Raw genomic sequence first — 14526 nt, 5'->3', positions numbered from 1 at the left:
CAACCTCACCGACCTCACCATGCTAGACCCGATACTGCTGCGCAAAGACCTGCAAACCGTCGTAGACCGCCTGAAGACCCGCGGCGTCGCCTTCGACACGGAACGGTTCAACGACCTGGAGTCTCGCCGCAAGGCCGTCCAGACCGAGACCGAGTCCCTGCAAGCCCGCCGCAATGCGCTGGCCAAGCAGATCGGCCAACTGAAGGCCAAGGGCGAGGACGCCAGCGCCGTCATGGCGGAATCGCAAGCCGTGCCCGAGCGCCTGAAGCAGCTCGAGGAAGAGCTGGCCGCGCTGCAGCAGCCGCTCAACGACCTGCTGATGTCGGTGCCGAACCTGCCGCACGCCAGCGTGCCGCTGGGCGAATCCGCCGATGACAACGTCGAGGTGCGCCGCTGGCTGCCTGGCGAAGCGGGCGCTGACGGCAACCCGCCTGCGCTGACCTTCGAGGCGCGCGATCACGTGTCGCTGGGCGAACCGCTGGGCCTGGACTTCGACATGGCCGCCAAGCTGTCGGGCGCGCGCTTTTCGTTCATGCGCGGCCCCATCGCTCGCCTGCACCGCGCGCTGGCGCAGTTCATGCTGGACCTGCAAACCGGCACCCACGGCTATACCGAGTGCTACACCCCCTACATCGTCAATGCCTCGACGCTGTACGGCACGGGTCAGTTGCCCAAGTTCAAGGACGACATGTTCGCGGTCTCCAAGGGCGGCGGCGATGACGATCCCAAGGTCGACGACCAGGGCAAGCCGTATGTGCGTGAAGACCAGTACCTGATCTCCACGTCGGAAATCACGCTGACCAGCGTGGCCAGCGGCGCGATCCAGGCAGCCGCCGATCTGCCGCTCAAGCTCACTGCCCACACGCCGTGCTTCCGCTCCGAAGCCGGCAGCGGCGGCCGCGACACCCGCGGCATGATCCGTCAACACCAGTTCGACAAGGTTGAAATGGTGCAGATCACGCAGCCGGACCAGTCGTACGACGCGCTGGAAGAAATGGTCGGCCATGCCGAGCGCGTGCTGCAGTTGCTGAATCTGCCTTACCGCGTCGTGCTGCTGTGCACGGGCGACATGGGCTTTGGTTCGGCCAAGACCTATGACCTGGAAGTCTGGCTGCCGGCGCAAAACACCTGGCGCGAGATCTCGTCGGTGTCCAACTGCGAAACCTTCCAGGCCCGCCGCATGCAGGCGCGTTTCCGCAATGCCCAAGGCAAGCCGGAATACGTGCACACGCTGAACGGTTCGGGATTGGCGGTGGGCCGTGCGCTGGTCGCCGTGCTGGAAAATCACCAGCAGGCCGACGGCAGTGTGCTGATTCCGGAAGCGCTGCAGCCGTACATGGGTGGTATTTCGGTACTCAAGCCCTGATATTGCCGCACGTCCATCGGCCATATGGCTGATAAAAAGACGGAGCCTTCGGGCTCCGTTTTTTTTTATCATTGCCGACATATTCCTGTCGTTTTGGAACGCTATCTTGCTCGCGTGAGTGCTTGATTTTTGATGTGAGCAATTGTGTATTTGGCATAAAAGGGCCGGATAGTTACGGCACAATACACCGGCGTTCTACACGCTTCATTCACTTATATAACAAGGAGTTGTCCATGACTTCAAGAATGATTGGAGATTTTCGTGTGAGATGCTCTGTGGCAAAGGAAGACGAGCAGGGCTATCGGGTGCAAATATGGACCCGCCGAATTGGCGGTACCGCACCCGAAAAATGCTGGACCGTGCCGGGACAGCCGCCCTTCGCTGAATTGCACGAAGCAGAACAGGAAAGCCGTCATCTGTTTCAGGGCATCAATGGTGTGCGTTTCAACGGTGAACCGGAGTTTGCTCATGCGTCCGCATAATGGTTGGTGGCGGGCGTCCAGTGCGCCGCGCCGCTGGATTGATCTCGTTCAGGAATCGCCGCGTTGGGCCGATGAAAAGGCCAAACCGGTATTGCAACAACCGGCCTCGCTGGCCGCAAAACCCGTCCAGGCCCCCGCTGCCTGACAGGTCGTCGCGCGGGGCACCGGACATTGCCCCGACGAAAAAAGGCCACTCGCAAGAGTGGCCTTTGCTTTTTGCCGCCGGGCATATTCAGTGACGGTCGCGCCCATGTCCATGGCCGTGGCCGCGGTAATGGCCGTGGCGGGGCCCCGGGCCTCGCCATTCGCGGCGGTCGTAATAGCGGCCGCCACCGTAATACACCGGCCCCGGGTAAACGACGGGCGGCGCGACATAAACCGGTGCAGGACGGTAATACACCGGCGGGGGCGGTGCGACGTACACCGGCGCCGGCGCCACATAGACCGGTGCGGGGTAGACGACGCCTGGAACACCGATGGAGATACCAACGTCCACGCGGGCCAGAGCGACGCTGGAAATCAGCAGACCTGCGGCACCGACACCTGCAATAAGCCATTTTTTCATCTTGCACCTGCCTGCTGCGAGACGCAGCAAAGTTGAGTATTCGTTGGTGCTATTTTCGGCGGTTTGCGCAAGCTATTCGTAAGCATCCCGGCCGCAATGGCGACAATCCGCAACCGCCCCCTTTTTCAAGCGGGTGCGCCTGCTGCACTGCGGCAGCGGGCGCCCGCTCTGGGGAGTTCGCGATTGAAGTCGATTGAAATAGGATGGAATTAACTGAAGCGGAGGGTTGGAGTTACAGCTGGACACTAACTCCAGGCGTGCAGCCGTACCGGTGTTGTTGCGGCACACCAGCCGGCTAGTAGTCCGACTTGTTGTAAGGCGTCGTCTGGCGGTATTCGACCACCCACACCCAGGGATTGGCCGCCCACGCATGTGCGCCATAACGTTCGCACCACATCAGCGCGAACGCAGTCTGCAGAGGCACGCCCGGCAATAGCGCGGAACTCTGATAAAGCGACTGCGTGCCTTCGGCACGCGCGTCGGCCTCGGTCAGGTTCTGTAGCCGCTGAATGCGTACGCCCACGACGACGGCGCTGGCAAAAGGCGAGCCCGCTTCATCAGCCAGGATGATGGTTTCGCCCGATTTGCCATAGGGGCACCTGACCCAGCTCGAAGTCTTGCGCAATTCGGAAGGCTTATCCGGTGACGGTCCCATGGCCACCCATCTTCCGGAATCCGCGGCGTCCGCATACCAGACCGTAGTGAACTTGGACGGCTGCGGCTTGAGGATGCGCCGGCTTTGCACCTTGGCGCCATCCAGAATGGCTTGCTTGAGCGGTTCGCTGAATTGAAGTAACTGCCGTTTCATGTGCTAGCTGTATCCCTCGCGATGAACGCTTGCGCGCTTATTGCTGTTATGGCCGGGGCCGGCACGTGCCACCTGCTTGAGACTTGCTCAAGCTCCGCATGCGGAGTATGACGTGTCACGACTTACCTGTCAGGTAGGGCGCTTCATATGTGTTGTCTTTTTGAAAACGCCTGGGCGTTATTTGTATACTCGACCAATGACTACCGACCTCCACAATCTCAAGCCCGGTTACTACTGGTACACCATGGCCAACGACCCGCTGGCCGTCATCCATATTCATGAAGACGGCGGCGCCACGCTCATGGGCACGGACTATCGCATCGGCGCCGAAGGCGTCGCCGACATGGTCCGGCAAGGCGAACGTTTCTTCTGGATCGAGCCGCCTCAAGTCTGAGATGGCGGATCTGCTCCTCAAGAACGTCTGCACGGCACAAGGCGAGGGCGTTGACGTCCTGGTGCGCGGCGGCCGCATCCTGCGGATCGGACCGGGTCTCGATGCCGATCCCGGCGTAAACGTCGAAGACGGCGGGGGCGCCTTGCTGCTGCCCGCCCTCATCGAGGGCCACACCCATCTGGACAAGACGACCTGGGGTTCCGCCTGGTACGTGAACAAGGTCGGACCGTCCCTCACCGATCGCATCGACAACGAACGCAACTGGCGCGCCGCCACGGCACATGACGCCGCCAGCCACTCGCACGCATTGGCGCTCGCATTTCTGCGGGCGGGCACGACGCGGATCCGCACCCACGTTGACGTCGACACCGACGCCGGGTTGAAGCATCTGGAAGGCGTGCATGCCACGCGGCAGGCGCTGGCCGGCCGCGTCGAAATCCAGACGGTGGCCTTTCCGCAATCCGGTCTCTTGGCCCGTGCCGGCACGGCCGAGCTGCTGGACCAGGCACTTGCCGGCGGGGCGGACGTGCTGGGCGGACTGGACCCATCCGCCATCGACCGCGACCCCGTGAAATCCCTGGACGTGCTGTTCGGCCTGGCCGACAAGCATGGCAAACCGGTCGACATTCATCTGCACGAACCCGGCGAACTCGGCGCCTTCACGCTGGAGCTGATCCTCGACCGGGTGCAGGCGCTGGACATGAAAGGCAAGGTCGTGATCAGCCACGCATTCTGTCTGGGCGCCCTCGATGCCGCTCGTTTGAACGGGCTGCTTCGGCGGCTGGCGTTGCTGGACGTGGCCCTGCTGACCACCGCGCCGGCGTCGAGGCCAGTGCCCGCAGTGCGGGCCTGCCGCGAGGCGGCCGTGACGCTGTTCGGCGGCAACGACGGCATCCGGGACACCTGGACGCCGTACGGCAGCCCGGACATGCTGGAACGCGCCGCGCTGATCGGGCTGCGCAACGATCTGCGCCGCGACGACGAGATCGAGTGGGCGTTTGAATGCGTGACCCGCGCGGCAGCCCGCGCCTGCGGGTTTGCGGATTACGGCCTGGCCCCCGGCGCGCGCGCCGACCTGGTGCTGGCCGACGCCAGTTGCATTGCCCAAGCCGTGGTGCAGCGCACGCCCCGGCGCCTGGTGGTGTCCAGCGGCGTGGTCGTGGCGCGCAACGGCGAAGACGCCATCGCCTAGCGGGCGCGCTGCGCGGCCGCGGCGCCCAGGCCGAGTTGCGACTCGGCCAATTCCACAAACGCCCGCATCAATTCCGAACGCACGCCGGAGCGCAACCAGATCGCGCCCACCGTCCTGACCGGACAAGGCTCGGGCAGCGGCCAGCGTTTGACGTGCGCGGACGGCGTGCCCGTACAGGCCCAATCGGGCAGCAGCGCGACCCCCAACCCTTCGGCGACCAGTTTGGCAATGGATTCGATGCCGTCCAGTTCAAAGCGGACGCGCGGACGCAGGCTGCGCGCGCGCAGGTAGTCGTCCGCCATCTTGCCGCCCACCACGCTGCGGTCGTAGCAGATATACGGCTCCCGTGCGATGACGGCCAAGGGGTCGTCGACCTTCATGTCGGCGGGGGTGACCAGCACCAGCGGTTCGTGCCGCAAATCGCGCCACGCGCACGTTTTGGGAATGGGAAACAGCGGGTGCACCAGCAGCGCGCCGTCCAGTTCGCCCGACAGCACCTTGCTGTACAGCAGCGTGGTCGGCGCCGGTTCTATGTAGATCTCGATGCCCGGATGCCGGGTCACCCACGTGCGCAGCACCGGCGGCATGATGCCGGTCAAGGCGGTGGGGGTGGCGCCCAGCCGCAAGGGGCCGGCCGGCAGGTCCGTGTCCGACGCGGCCGAGCGCAGGTCACGCACGTCGCGCAGGATGGCGCGCGCGCGTTCCAGGATGCGCACGCCGGCGGGCGTGGGTTTGACCGTGCGGCCCGAGCGCGCAATCAGCGCGCTGCCCACGTCCGCCTCCAGCGCGCGCAACCGCTGCTGCACCGTGGCCGGTGTCAGCCCCTGATGCCGGGCGGCCTGGGCGATGGAGCCGAGTTCCACCACGTGCACATAGGTCTGTAGAAAGCGCGAATCCAAAGCCGCGTGCCCTTCTCGGAAAATGGTTTTTCCATATTCTAAAGATGCGTGAAGATAATTGTTGTTTTCTTTGGTCCGGAGAAGAATACGTCCAGGCGATCAGGCAGCGCGCGGCGCGCCGATCGGTCCAGTCGATTTCACTGCTTTCAAGGAGCCACCCGTGCCCATCATTGAATCCATAGACGTATGCGCCGCGGCGGTGCCTCTGGATAAGGTCACCTCGTTTTCCAACCGTACCGTTTCCACCCGCCACTACGGCCTGGTCAAGGTGCGTTCCACCGATGGCGTAGAAGGTATCGGGTTCTGCTATGTCGGCAGCGCCGGCGGCGCAATCTTCGAGGCCGCCGTCCAGAGCCTCTTGGGTCCCGTGCTGCTCGGCAAGGATTCGCACGCGGTCGAAGGGTTGTGGCAATCCATGTATCAGGAAGCGCTGTTGCAAGGCCGGCAAGGCACGGTGATGCGCGCGTTGAGCGCGCTGGACATCGCACTGTGGGACCTGAACGCTAAGACGGCGGGCCTGCCCCTGCACAAGTTCCTGGGCGCGGTCGAGCTGGAATCCGTGCAGGCCTACGCCAGCGGCGGCTACTACCTCGATGGCAAGACCCCGCAGCATCTCGGCGAGGAAATGGCCAGCTACGTGGCCAAGGGGTTTGGCGCCGTCAAGATGAAGACCGGCCGCCTGTCGCCGCGCGAGGAAGAAGCGCGCCTGAGGGCCGCGCGCGAAGCCGTGGGCCCGGACGTCGAGCTGATGATGGACTGCAATAACGCCTGGCAGGACGTGACGCAGGCCATGCAATACATCCGCCGCTTCGAACAATACGAGCCGTACTTCATCGAAGAACCGTTCGGTCCGGATGACATCGACAGCCACGCCAAGCTGGCGCGCCTGACGCATCTGCCGATAGCCACCGCCGAGATCGGCTACGGCCGCTGGTATCACAAGGAACTGCTGGACAAGGGCGCGGCGGGCATCCTGCAGACGGATGCGGCGGTTTGCGGCGGCATCACCGAATGGAAGCGTATCGCCGCCACCGCAGCCAGCTACGGCGTGGTCGTGTGCCCGCACTGGTTCCACGACGTGCATGCGCCGCTGGTCGCGGCCACGCCCAATGCGCGCTACGTCGAATTCTTCTGGGATGACCAGGTCCTGAACTTCCGCAAGCTGGTCGACCGCCAACTGACCCACAAGCAGGGCCGCGTGATTCTGCATCAGGAGCCGGGTCTGGGGTTCGGCTTTGACGAGCGCATGGTTGAACGCTTCGGCAAGTGGACGCGCGTCGCCCGTTAGGCCCGTCTTCCATTAGGCCCGTCTTCCATTAGGCTCGTCGACCGGCGCCGCGCAAAGGTTGCATACCGTGCACATGCGGCAGCGGCGCCGGTTCATGCAGGCGTAGTACCCGAAGGTCCGCATCCAGGCCGCGTCAGACGGCCGGATGCAACAGCGGCAGGCAGTTCCACATAACCAGTTGCCGGCCGTCGGACCGGCGCGCGAGGAGACAACGATGCAACGTAGGCAATTCATGACCAGCGCCGCGGCGCTGGGGGCGGCCCTTGTGCTGCCGTCGGCGGCGCGGGCGCAGGACATGCCCTCCGGGCCGGTGAAGATCGTGGTGGGGTTTCCCGCGGGCGGCGGCACGGACGTGCTGGCCCGGCTGCTGGGGCAGAAGCTCGGCGTGCTGTGGAATATGCCCGTCATCGTCGAAAACCGCGCGGGTGCGGCGGGCATCATTGCGGCCGAGCAGGTCGCCCGCCAGCCCGGCGACGGCAACACGCTGCTGATGGCGCACGTGAACAGCCATGGCATCGCGCCCGGCCTGCAGCCTAAGCTGGCGTATTCGGTGGACAAGGACTTCACGCCCATCGCGCTGGTCGGCAAGACGCCCACCATTTTGATCGGCGGCGCCAGCCAGCCGGCCAAGACGTTGCCCGAACTCGTCCAGCTATGCCGCGCGCAGCCCGGCAAGATCGTGTTCGGATCTGCGGGCAGCGGATCCGCGCAGCATCTGGCGCTGGAAATCTTCAAGGCGCGCGCCGGCATCGACGTGCTGCACGTGCCGTACAAGGGATCGGCGCCGCTGATGAACGACCTGCTGGGCGGCCACGTGCAATATTGCTTCGAGGGAATGACCACCGCCACGCCGCTGATCCAGTCCGGCAAGGTCATCGCGCTGGCCCAGACGCTGCAGAAGCGTTCCAAGAGCCAGCCCAATGTGCCGACGGTGGCCGAGCAGGGCTATCCGGGATTCGAGGCCAGCATCTGGTTCGGTATGGTCGGCCCGGGCGGTATGCCTGCCGCCATGGTCCAGCGCATGAACCGCGACATCGACCAGGTGCTGGCGATGCCGGACGTGCAGGAGAAACTGGCGCAGGTGGGCGCGGAAGACGGCGGCGGGGGCGTGCAGCGCTTTGCCGAATTCATGAAGAGCGAACAGCAGAAGTACGCGAAGACAATCCAGGACGCGAAGATCGTGGCGGAGGGGTAGCGCTTACCGCGCCTCAGGATCCACCCAGCCCGCCGTCGCCGAGATCGAGCGGGCTTTTTCGCTGAGCAGGCGCGCGGTTTCGGATTCCAGGTCGTCGTCCACCGCGCCGACCGGTCCCATCAGTGTGATGGCGGCCTTCATTTCGCCCAGCATGTCGAAGATGGGCGCGGACAACGACGTGAAATGCGGCAGCAGCGCGTGGCGGCAGCGGCTGATGTGGTGCTTCTGCACTTCGTCGCGAATGGCCTGCACGTCCGCCATCGTGTAGGCATTGCCGGCGGTGCCGCCGTGGCTTTCGGGCACGGATGAGGCCAGCTCCTGTTCCAGCAGCTCGCGGGTCAGCGCATCGGGCAGGTGCGCCAGGAAATTTCGGCCCAGCGCGGACGACAGCAGCGGCATCACCGTGCCCACGCGCAATTCGAGCAGCGGCCGGCTGCGGCTGCCTTCGACGCGGTAGACAATCGTGGGGCCCTTGTTGCCCCACACGCCCAGGAACACCGTGTGACCCGTGGCCGCGGCCACCTCGGCCATGATCGGGCGCGCCGTCGTGAACACGTCGAATTGCTCCAGCGCGGCCAGCCCCAGCCGCAACGCATACGGACCCAGGCCGTAGTGGCCGGTGTCGGCGTGCTGCTGCACCACGCCCACTTTCTGGAAGCTCACCAGGTAGTAGTGGACGTTGGGCACCGTCAGCGCACAGGCGTCCGCGATTTCCTTGAGCGGCATCGGGCGGCCGGTCTTGCGGATGACGTCCAGGATCCGGAACCCCACCTCGATCGACTGGATGCCCCTGCGCGCCGTGGCCGGCGCCTGTTCCGAATTCTTCTCAACCTTGCCGGCGGGCCTTGCCATTGCTGCCTCCACAGTGTGCGTGGCGGCAGTGTAGCAGCGGCCTTTTCCCCGCTTTTCCAGACCGCGCCGGGTTTCCCCTAGCTTTTTCCCGTGCCGGCTTAGCTTTGATAATAGTTAATGCGTACAGCACTATCAATCTAAAACGACAGGGGAAAGCAAGCATGGAAGCAAATGTCGCAATGCCCAGGCTCGACGCCGGGCCGACGCTGAGCCGCAAGGAAGAACGTCAGGTCGTGGTCGCCTCGACGCTGGGCACGCTGTTCGAGTGGTATGACTTTTTCATCTACGGAACGCTGGCTGTCTTCATGAGCCAGGTCCTCTTTCCGCAGGACAACCCCACCGTCGCGCTCTTGGCCGCACTGGGCGCACTGGCCGTGGGCTTCATCATCCGGCCGCTGGGCGCGGTGATGTTCGGCTATCTGGGCGACAAGCTGGGCCGCAAATACACCTTCCTGATCACCGTCGTCATGATGGGCGGCGCCACCGTGCTGATCGGCTGCCTGCCGACCTATGAAACGGCGGGCCACCTGTCCTGGATCCTGCTGCTGACGCTGCGGGTCGTGCAGGGCCTGGCGGTGGGCGGCGAATACGGCGGCGCGGTGATCTACGTTGCCGAACACTGCGAACCGCGGCGCCGGGGGCTCCTGACCGGATGGATCCAGATCACCTCGTCGGCCGGCCTGATCCTGTCGCTGGTCGTCATCCTGCTCGTCCAGGCCTCGATGAGCGCCGAGGACTTCCGCCAGTGGGGCTGGCGTCTGCCGTTCATCCTGTCGATCGTGATGCTGGCCATTTCGATCTACGTGCGCGCCAAGCTGCACGAATCGCCCGTCTTCACGCGCATGAAGCAGCAGAACCGCCTGTCGAAGAACCCGGTCAAGGAAACGTTTGGCCAATGGCCCAGCCTGCGCCTCGTGCTGCTGGCGCTGATCGGCGTCACCGCCGGCCAGGGCGCCACCTATTTCACCGGGCAGTTCTACGTGATGATCTTCCTGCAGCAGGCCGTGCAGCTTGATCAGACCACTGTCTACCGGCTGATCCTGATCGGCTTCATCATCGGCGCGCCGACCTTTGTGCTGTTCGGCTGGCTGTCGGACAAGGTGGGCCGCAAGTGGATCATGATGGCCGGCCTGTTCATCGGCGCCGTGGGTTACCACGCGATGTTCAACGTGCTGCTCAATGCCGGCAATCCGGCGCTGGCGCAGGCCATGCAGACCACGCCGGTCCGCGTGCATGCCGACACCAGCGGCGGCGCGTGCGACTTCGGATTGCAGGCCGCCATGATCGGCAGCCATGCCGACCACAAGAAGGTGTGCGTGCAGGCCAAGAAATTCCTGGTCGGCAAGGGCATCAACTTTGAATATGCCGCGCCGATCCCGGGGCAGGAAATTGCGATGAGCGTGGGCGGCGCCACCGTCAACGGCTTTGACCGCGCCGCCTACGCCAAGGCGCTGACGGCGGCCGGCTATCCGGAGAAGGCGGATCCCGCGCGCATCGACCGCGCCACGATCATCCTGATCCTGGTGCTGATGACGGCCGTCGTCGCGATGGTCTATGGCCCGGTCGCGTCCTATCTGGTTGAATTGTTCCCGGCGCGCATCCGCTACACGGCGCTGTCGTTTCCGTATCACATCGGCGCGGGCATTTTTGGCGGTATCGTGCCCTTTACCGCCACGTACCTGGCGCAGGCCAGCGGCAATATCTTCGGCGGCCTGATGTACCCGGTGGCGGTGATGGTGGTCGTGGGCGTCATCGGCAGCCTGCTGCTGCCCAACACGCGTGCGAAGGCCATCGACGAAGATCCGGCCCACTGACAACAACGAGACAAAAAGGAAGCGAGCATAGATATGTCCATGCAAAAGACCTTCAAGGCCGCCGTCATCCAGGCGGCGTCCATTCCCACCGACAGCATGGCTTGCGCCGAAAAGGCCGCCGCGCTGATCCGGCAGGCGGCCGAGCAGGGCGCCCGGGTACAGGTGTTTCCCGAAGCCTTCCTGGGGGGATATCCCAAGGGCAATTCCTTCGGCGCTCCCATCGGGATGCGCAAGCCCGAAGGCCGTGACGCCTTTGCCGCCTATCATCAGCAGGCCATCCGCCTGGACGGCGAGGAGGTCGCGCTGGTGGCGCAGGCCGCGGCCGACACCGACAGCTTCGTGGTGATGGGCTGCATCGAGGCCGACGGCGGTACGCTGTACTGCACCGTGCTGTATTTCAACGGCCAGGCCGGCCTGGCGGGCAAGCATCGCAAGCTGATGCCGACCGCTGGGGAACGCCTGATCTGGGGTTTCGGCGACGGGTCCACCATGCCCGTCATCGACACCCCCTACGGCAAGATCGGCGCGGTGATCTGCTGGGAAAACTACATGCCCATGCTGCGCATGTACATGTACAGCCAGGGCGTCGCGCTGTATTGCGCACCCACGGCGGACGATCGCGACACCTGGGTGCCCAGCATGCGCCACATTGCGCTGGAAGGGCGCTGCTACGTGCTGACCGCGTGCCAGCACCTGCGCCGCAGCGCCTACCCCGAGGACTTCGAATGCGCGTTGGGCGACGCGCCGGACACGGTCCTGATGCGCGGCGGCAGCGCCATCATCGGCCCGCTGGGCGAGGTGCTGGCCGGTCCGGATTTCTCGGACGAGACCATCCTGTACGCCGACATCGAACCCAACCAGATCCTGCGCGGCAAGTACGACTTCGACGTGTCCGGGCACTACGCCCGCCCCGACGTCTTCCAGCTTCAGGTGGACACCCGCGAAAAGCGCGCGGTCTCGGCTACCGGCGCCGCCGCCGGGCAGCAGGAGGTCTGATCGATGCATTTTGATTTCAACGCCTTGCCGGCGCAGACGGTCTACAACATCCTCACCTCGACCGTCACGCCGCGTCCGATCGCGTGGGTCACCACCGTGTCGGGCAAAGGCGTCGTGAACGCCGCGCCGTTCAGTTTCTTCAACGTGATGGGGCATCAGCCGCCGACGGTCGCGATCGGCCTGATGCGCCATGCTGGCGGGGAATTCAAGGACACCGGCGCCAACATCATCGAGAACGGCGAGTTCGTGGTGAATCTGGTGCCGGAATCCCTGGTCCGCGAGATGAACCAGACCTGCGCCGATTACCCGGCGGACGTGGACGAAATGGCCGCGGCCGGTTTGACCGCGCTGCCCGCCACCCATGTGCGACCGCCCCGCATCCAGGGCAGTCCGGTGTCGCTCGAGTGTGTCAGCCAGGCAACGGTGGTGACCGGTCCGCGACAGATTGTGGTTATCGGGCGCGTGCTGGGCGCGCATGTCGAAGACGCCTATGTGCGGGACGCCGAACGCGGGCATGTGGATACGCCGGCGCTGGGCCTTATTGCCCGCATGCACGGCGGCGGCTGGTACGCGCGCAGTACGGACACCTTCCAGCTTGCGCGGCCGACGTCGCCGACCTGAGTTTCCGCGGCCTTCGGGCCGTTTTTCTTGCCTGGATTTTCCCGTTGATTCGGTCAGCGAAAGCGGCTTTTTTACAACGCTGCCGACGCCTTTAAGGCAATGCGAGGAGGTTGCGTCAATAACGCCTTCATTTCCCCCGATGCCGCCCAAATCCGGACTGCTAGCATCCGTTCGACCGTCGCGAGAACCCTCGAAAATCCGAACTCTCCGCCGGCAATTTCAGACACAACGGACACCATTATTGGGGGCGGATAACCAGGGGCTTGCGAGCATCTGGCTTGAATTGGCGGCGGCGCAATCCCGCCGCCAAGGCATCCGCCCGAGCACGCATTCACACCGCCCTGGAAGTCGCCGGAGGCAGTATGAAAAACATGAAGCTTGGAACCCGCCTTGCGGGTGGTTTCGCCATCTTGCTGGCCATGATCATGGTCATGTGCATTGTCGGGCTGGTCAGCCTGGCCAACATCAACGAATCGGTCGAAACGCTGACGCAGCGATCCCTCACAAAGGAACGCCTGATCAACGACTGGGCGCGCAACATCCAGTCAGGCGTCACCCGGACCACCGCCATCGCCAAGAGTGCTGACGCCAGCCTGGCAGGCTTCTTCGCCGAGGAAGCCGCGGCATCGACCCGCAACTCGTCGGCCTTGCAGCAGAAGATCGAGCCCTTGATCGAAAGCGACGAGGAAAAGGTGCTTTGGCAAGGCATTGGCAAGGCGCGCAGCGAATACCTGCGCACCCGTGACGGCATCTTCAAGGCCAAGCAGGAAGGCAACGTGGACGCCGCCAACAAGATCTTCACGCAGGAGTTCTTGCCAGCGACGCGCCAGTTCATTGACAACATCAATCGCCTGTCCGAATTGCAGCGCGCCGATATCGACGCGCGCGCCGCAGAAATCGAAGCGTCTTACGGCAACGCGAATCTGTGGATGATCGTGATCGGCTCCATCGCGGTGGTCTGCGGCCTCTTAATGTCCGTGCTGTTGACGCGCAGCATCACCCGCCCGCTGTCCGACGCCGTGCGCGTCGCGCGCACGGTTGCGGCAAACGACCTGACCAGCACCATCGTCGTGCGCTCGCGCGACGAGATCGGCCAGTTGATGGCGGCGCTGGAATCCATGAACGCCAACCTGGCCAGCACGGTCGCCCGGATCCGCACCGGCGTGGACAGCATCGCGTCCGCCTCCGGCGAGATCGCGGCAGGCAACACCGACCTGTCCTCGCGCACCGAGCAGCAGGCTGCGTCGCTGGAGGAAACCGCCGCCTCGATGGAGCAGCTGTCGTCTACCGTGAAGCAGAATGCCGACAGCGCCAAGCAGGCCAACCAGCTTGCCGCGGCGGCCTCGGAAACCGCGTCGCGCGGCGGCGCCACTGTGTCCGAAGTCGTCAGCACCATGAACGCGATCTCCGCCAGCTCGGTGAAGATCTCGGACATCGTGTCGGTGATCGACGGCATCGCGTTCCAGACCAACATCCTGGCGCTCAACGCCGCGGTGGAAGCCGCCCGTGCCGGCGAGCAGGGCAAGGGCTTTGCGGTCGTGGCCGCCGAGGTGCGCACGCTCGCGCAGCGCAGCGCGCAGGCCGCCAAGGAGATCAAGGTCCTGATCGAAGACACCGTGCAGAAGATCGGCCAGGGCTCGGGCAGCGCCGAACGCGCCGGCGCGACGATGCAGGAAATTGTTAGTTCGGTGCAACGCGTGACCGACATCATGGGCGAAATCGCGGCGGCCTCGGCCGAGCAGGCGGATGGCATTGAACAAGTCAACCGTGCCGTGTCGCAGATGGACGAGGTGACCCAGCAGAACGCGGCGTTGGTGGAAGAGGCTGCGGCGGCTGCGGGCTCGATGCAGGATCAGTCGGCGGATCTGACGCGGGCGGTGAGCGCATTCAGGTTGCCGGGCGGTGCGGAGCGGGTGTTGGCGGTCGAGGCGGTGTCGTCCGTCCAGGCCGGCGGGTCGCAGGCGTCGTTGCGGTTGGCCGCTTATTGAGCATGCGGCACGGCGTGAATACGCCGTGCAAAGAAAAAAGCCCCTGATTTCTCAGGGGCTTCATTC

General features: G+C 64.6%; 14 protein-coding genes. 10 read left to right on the top strand and 4 right to left on the bottom strand.

Annotation, left to right across the window (positions count from 1 at the left end):
- The first annotated feature begins 19 nt into the window (after nt 1-19).
- Together serS and B2W22_RS01725 are read left to right on the top strand one after the other, a co-directional pair.
- Nucleotides 20-1366 carry a serine--tRNA ligase gene (serS, locus tag B2W22_RS01730; protein WP_286936003.1) on the top strand — a complete coding sequence of 449 codons (1347 nt, stop codon included), beginning with the start codon at nt 20-22 and terminating at the stop codon, nt 1364-1366.
- A gap of 233 nt (nt 1367-1599) precedes the next feature.
- On the top strand, nt 1600-1848 hold the full coding sequence (locus tag B2W22_RS01725; protein ID WP_175123125.1) for a hypothetical protein: 249 nt from the start codon (nt 1600-1602) through the stop codon (nt 1846-1848).
- Nucleotides 1849-2080: 232 nt separating this feature from the next.
- Here the strand turns inward: B2W22_RS01725 and B2W22_RS01720 are convergent, their stop codons facing one another.
- Both B2W22_RS01720 and B2W22_RS01715 read right to left on the bottom strand, forming a co-directional pair.
- Complete coding sequence (locus tag B2W22_RS01720) at nt 2081-2413, bottom strand: virulence factor (RefSeq protein WP_218344881.1); 333 nt, start codon at nt 2411-2413, stop codon at nt 2081-2083.
- Nucleotides 2414-2708: 295 nt separating this feature from the next.
- The gene (locus B2W22_RS01715; RefSeq protein ID WP_175123123.1) at nt 2709-3221 is read right to left on the bottom strand and encodes an ASCH domain-containing protein; all 513 of its coding nucleotides are present in this window, start codon (nt 3219-3221) and stop codon (nt 2709-2711) included.
- Between the two features lie 196 nt (nt 3222-3417).
- Here B2W22_RS01715 and B2W22_RS01710 point away from each other — a divergent pair, with 196 nt between their 5' ends.
- Together B2W22_RS01710 and B2W22_RS01705 are read left to right on the top strand one after the other, a co-directional pair.
- Nucleotides 3418-3615 carry a hypothetical protein gene (locus B2W22_RS01710; RefSeq protein WP_056568607.1) on the top strand — a complete coding sequence of 66 codons (198 nt, stop codon included), beginning with the start codon at nt 3418-3420 and terminating at the stop codon, nt 3613-3615.
- 1 nt (nt 3616) lies between these two features.
- Nucleotides 3617-4807: an amidohydrolase family protein gene (locus tag B2W22_RS01705; protein ID WP_286936001.1), complete on the top strand. Its 1191-nt coding sequence runs from the start codon at nt 3617-3619 to the stop codon at nt 4805-4807.
- On the opposite strand, the gene B2W22_RS01700 is transcribed toward B2W22_RS01705, so the two are convergent.
- Complete coding sequence (locus B2W22_RS01700; protein WP_175184155.1) at nt 4804-5706, bottom strand: LysR family transcriptional regulator; 903 nt, start codon at nt 5704-5706, stop codon at nt 4804-4806. The genes B2W22_RS01705 and B2W22_RS01700 overlap by 4 nt on opposite strands.
- A gap of 160 nt (nt 5707-5866) precedes the next feature.
- Between B2W22_RS01700 and B2W22_RS01695 the strand changes: the two genes are divergently transcribed.
- Entirely contained in the window at nt 5867-6994 is a 1128-nt protein-coding gene (locus B2W22_RS01695; protein WP_286936000.1) for a mandelate racemase/muconate lactonizing enzyme family protein, read from the top strand.
- A 214-nt stretch (nt 6995-7208) separates the two neighbouring features.
- The gene (locus B2W22_RS01690; protein ID WP_175137231.1) at nt 7209-8189 is read left to right on the top strand and encodes a Bug family tripartite tricarboxylate transporter substrate binding protein; all 981 of its coding nucleotides are present in this window, start codon (nt 7209-7211) and stop codon (nt 8187-8189) included.
- A gap of 3 nt (nt 8190-8192) precedes the next feature.
- Here B2W22_RS01690 and B2W22_RS01685 read toward each other — a convergent pair whose 3' ends face one another.
- Entirely contained in the window at nt 8193-9041 is an 849-nt protein-coding gene (locus B2W22_RS01685) for an IclR family transcriptional regulator (RefSeq protein WP_175123119.1), read from the bottom strand.
- Between the two features lie 161 nt (nt 9042-9202).
- Between B2W22_RS01685 and B2W22_RS01680 the strand changes: the two genes are divergently transcribed.
- The 4 genes from B2W22_RS01680 to B2W22_RS01665 all read left to right on the top strand — a co-directional run bounded on the left by B2W22_RS01680 (nt 9203) and on the right by B2W22_RS01665 (nt 14460).
- Nucleotides 9203-10855 carry an MFS transporter gene (locus B2W22_RS01680; RefSeq protein WP_191577666.1) on the top strand — a complete coding sequence of 551 codons (1653 nt, stop codon included), beginning with the start codon at nt 9203-9205 and terminating at the stop codon, nt 10853-10855.
- Nucleotides 10856-10888: 33 nt separating this feature from the next.
- A complete protein-coding gene (locus B2W22_RS01675; protein ID WP_286935998.1) occupies nt 10889-11851 on the top strand; it encodes a carbon-nitrogen hydrolase family protein in 963 nt (320 codons plus the stop codon).
- Between the two features lie 3 nt (nt 11852-11854).
- A complete protein-coding gene (locus tag B2W22_RS01670) occupies nt 11855-12472 on the top strand; it encodes a flavin reductase family protein (RefSeq protein WP_175123116.1) in 618 nt (205 codons plus the stop codon).
- 371 nt (nt 12473-12843) lie between these two features.
- Nucleotides 12844-14460 (top strand): methyl-accepting chemotaxis protein, encoded by a 1617-nt coding sequence (locus tag B2W22_RS01665; protein ID WP_281359591.1) that lies wholly within the window; start codon nt 12844-12846, stop codon nt 14458-14460.
- Nucleotides 14461-14526: the final 66 nt, after the last annotated feature.

Source organism: Achromobacter sp. UBA4530 (genome assembly GCF_002388205.1).
Classification (GTDB): Bacteria; Pseudomonadota; Gammaproteobacteria; order Burkholderiales; family Burkholderiaceae_B; genus Achromobacter; species Achromobacter animicus.
Note: the sequence above shows the minus strand (reverse complement) of the source record. Positions and strands in the feature narration are given on the sequence as shown.

Excerpts from the sequence above, each read along its gene's own strand:
- serS (WP_286936003.1), top strand. The coding sequence starts at position 20 with ATGCTAGACCCGATACTGCTGCGCAAAGACCTGCAAACCGTCGTAGAC.
- B2W22_RS01725 (WP_175123125.1), top strand. The coding sequence starts at position 1,600 with ATGACTTCAAGAATGATTGGAGATTTTCGTGTGAGATGCTCTGTGGCA.
- B2W22_RS01720 (WP_218344881.1), bottom strand. The coding sequence starts at position 2,413 with ATGAAAAAATGGCTTATTGCAGGTGTCGGTGCCGCAGGTCTGCTGATT.
- B2W22_RS01715 (WP_175123123.1), bottom strand. The coding sequence starts at position 3,221 with ATGAAACGGCAGTTACTTCAATTCAGCGAACCGCTCAAGCAAGCCATT.
- B2W22_RS01710 (WP_056568607.1), top strand. The coding sequence starts at position 3,418 with ATGACTACCGACCTCCACAATCTCAAGCCCGGTTACTACTGGTACACC.
- B2W22_RS01705 (WP_286936001.1), top strand. The coding sequence starts at position 3,617 with ATGGCGGATCTGCTCCTCAAGAACGTCTGCACGGCACAAGGCGAGGGC.
- B2W22_RS01690 (WP_175137231.1), top strand. The coding sequence starts at position 7,209 with ATGCAACGTAGGCAATTCATGACCAGCGCCGCGGCGCTGGGGGCGGCC.
- B2W22_RS01685 (WP_175123119.1), bottom strand. The coding sequence starts at position 9,041 with ATGGCAAGGCCCGCCGGCAAGGTTGAGAAGAATTCGGAACAGGCGCCG.
- B2W22_RS01680 (WP_191577666.1), top strand. The coding sequence starts at position 9,203 with ATGGAAGCAAATGTCGCAATGCCCAGGCTCGACGCCGGGCCGACGCTG.
- B2W22_RS01675 (WP_286935998.1), top strand. The coding sequence starts at position 10,889 with ATGTCCATGCAAAAGACCTTCAAGGCCGCCGTCATCCAGGCGGCGTCC.
- B2W22_RS01670 (WP_175123116.1), top strand. The coding sequence starts at position 11,855 with ATGCATTTTGATTTCAACGCCTTGCCGGCGCAGACGGTCTACAACATC.
- B2W22_RS01665 (WP_281359591.1), top strand. The coding sequence starts at position 12,844 with ATGAAGCTTGGAACCCGCCTTGCGGGTGGTTTCGCCATCTTGCTGGCC.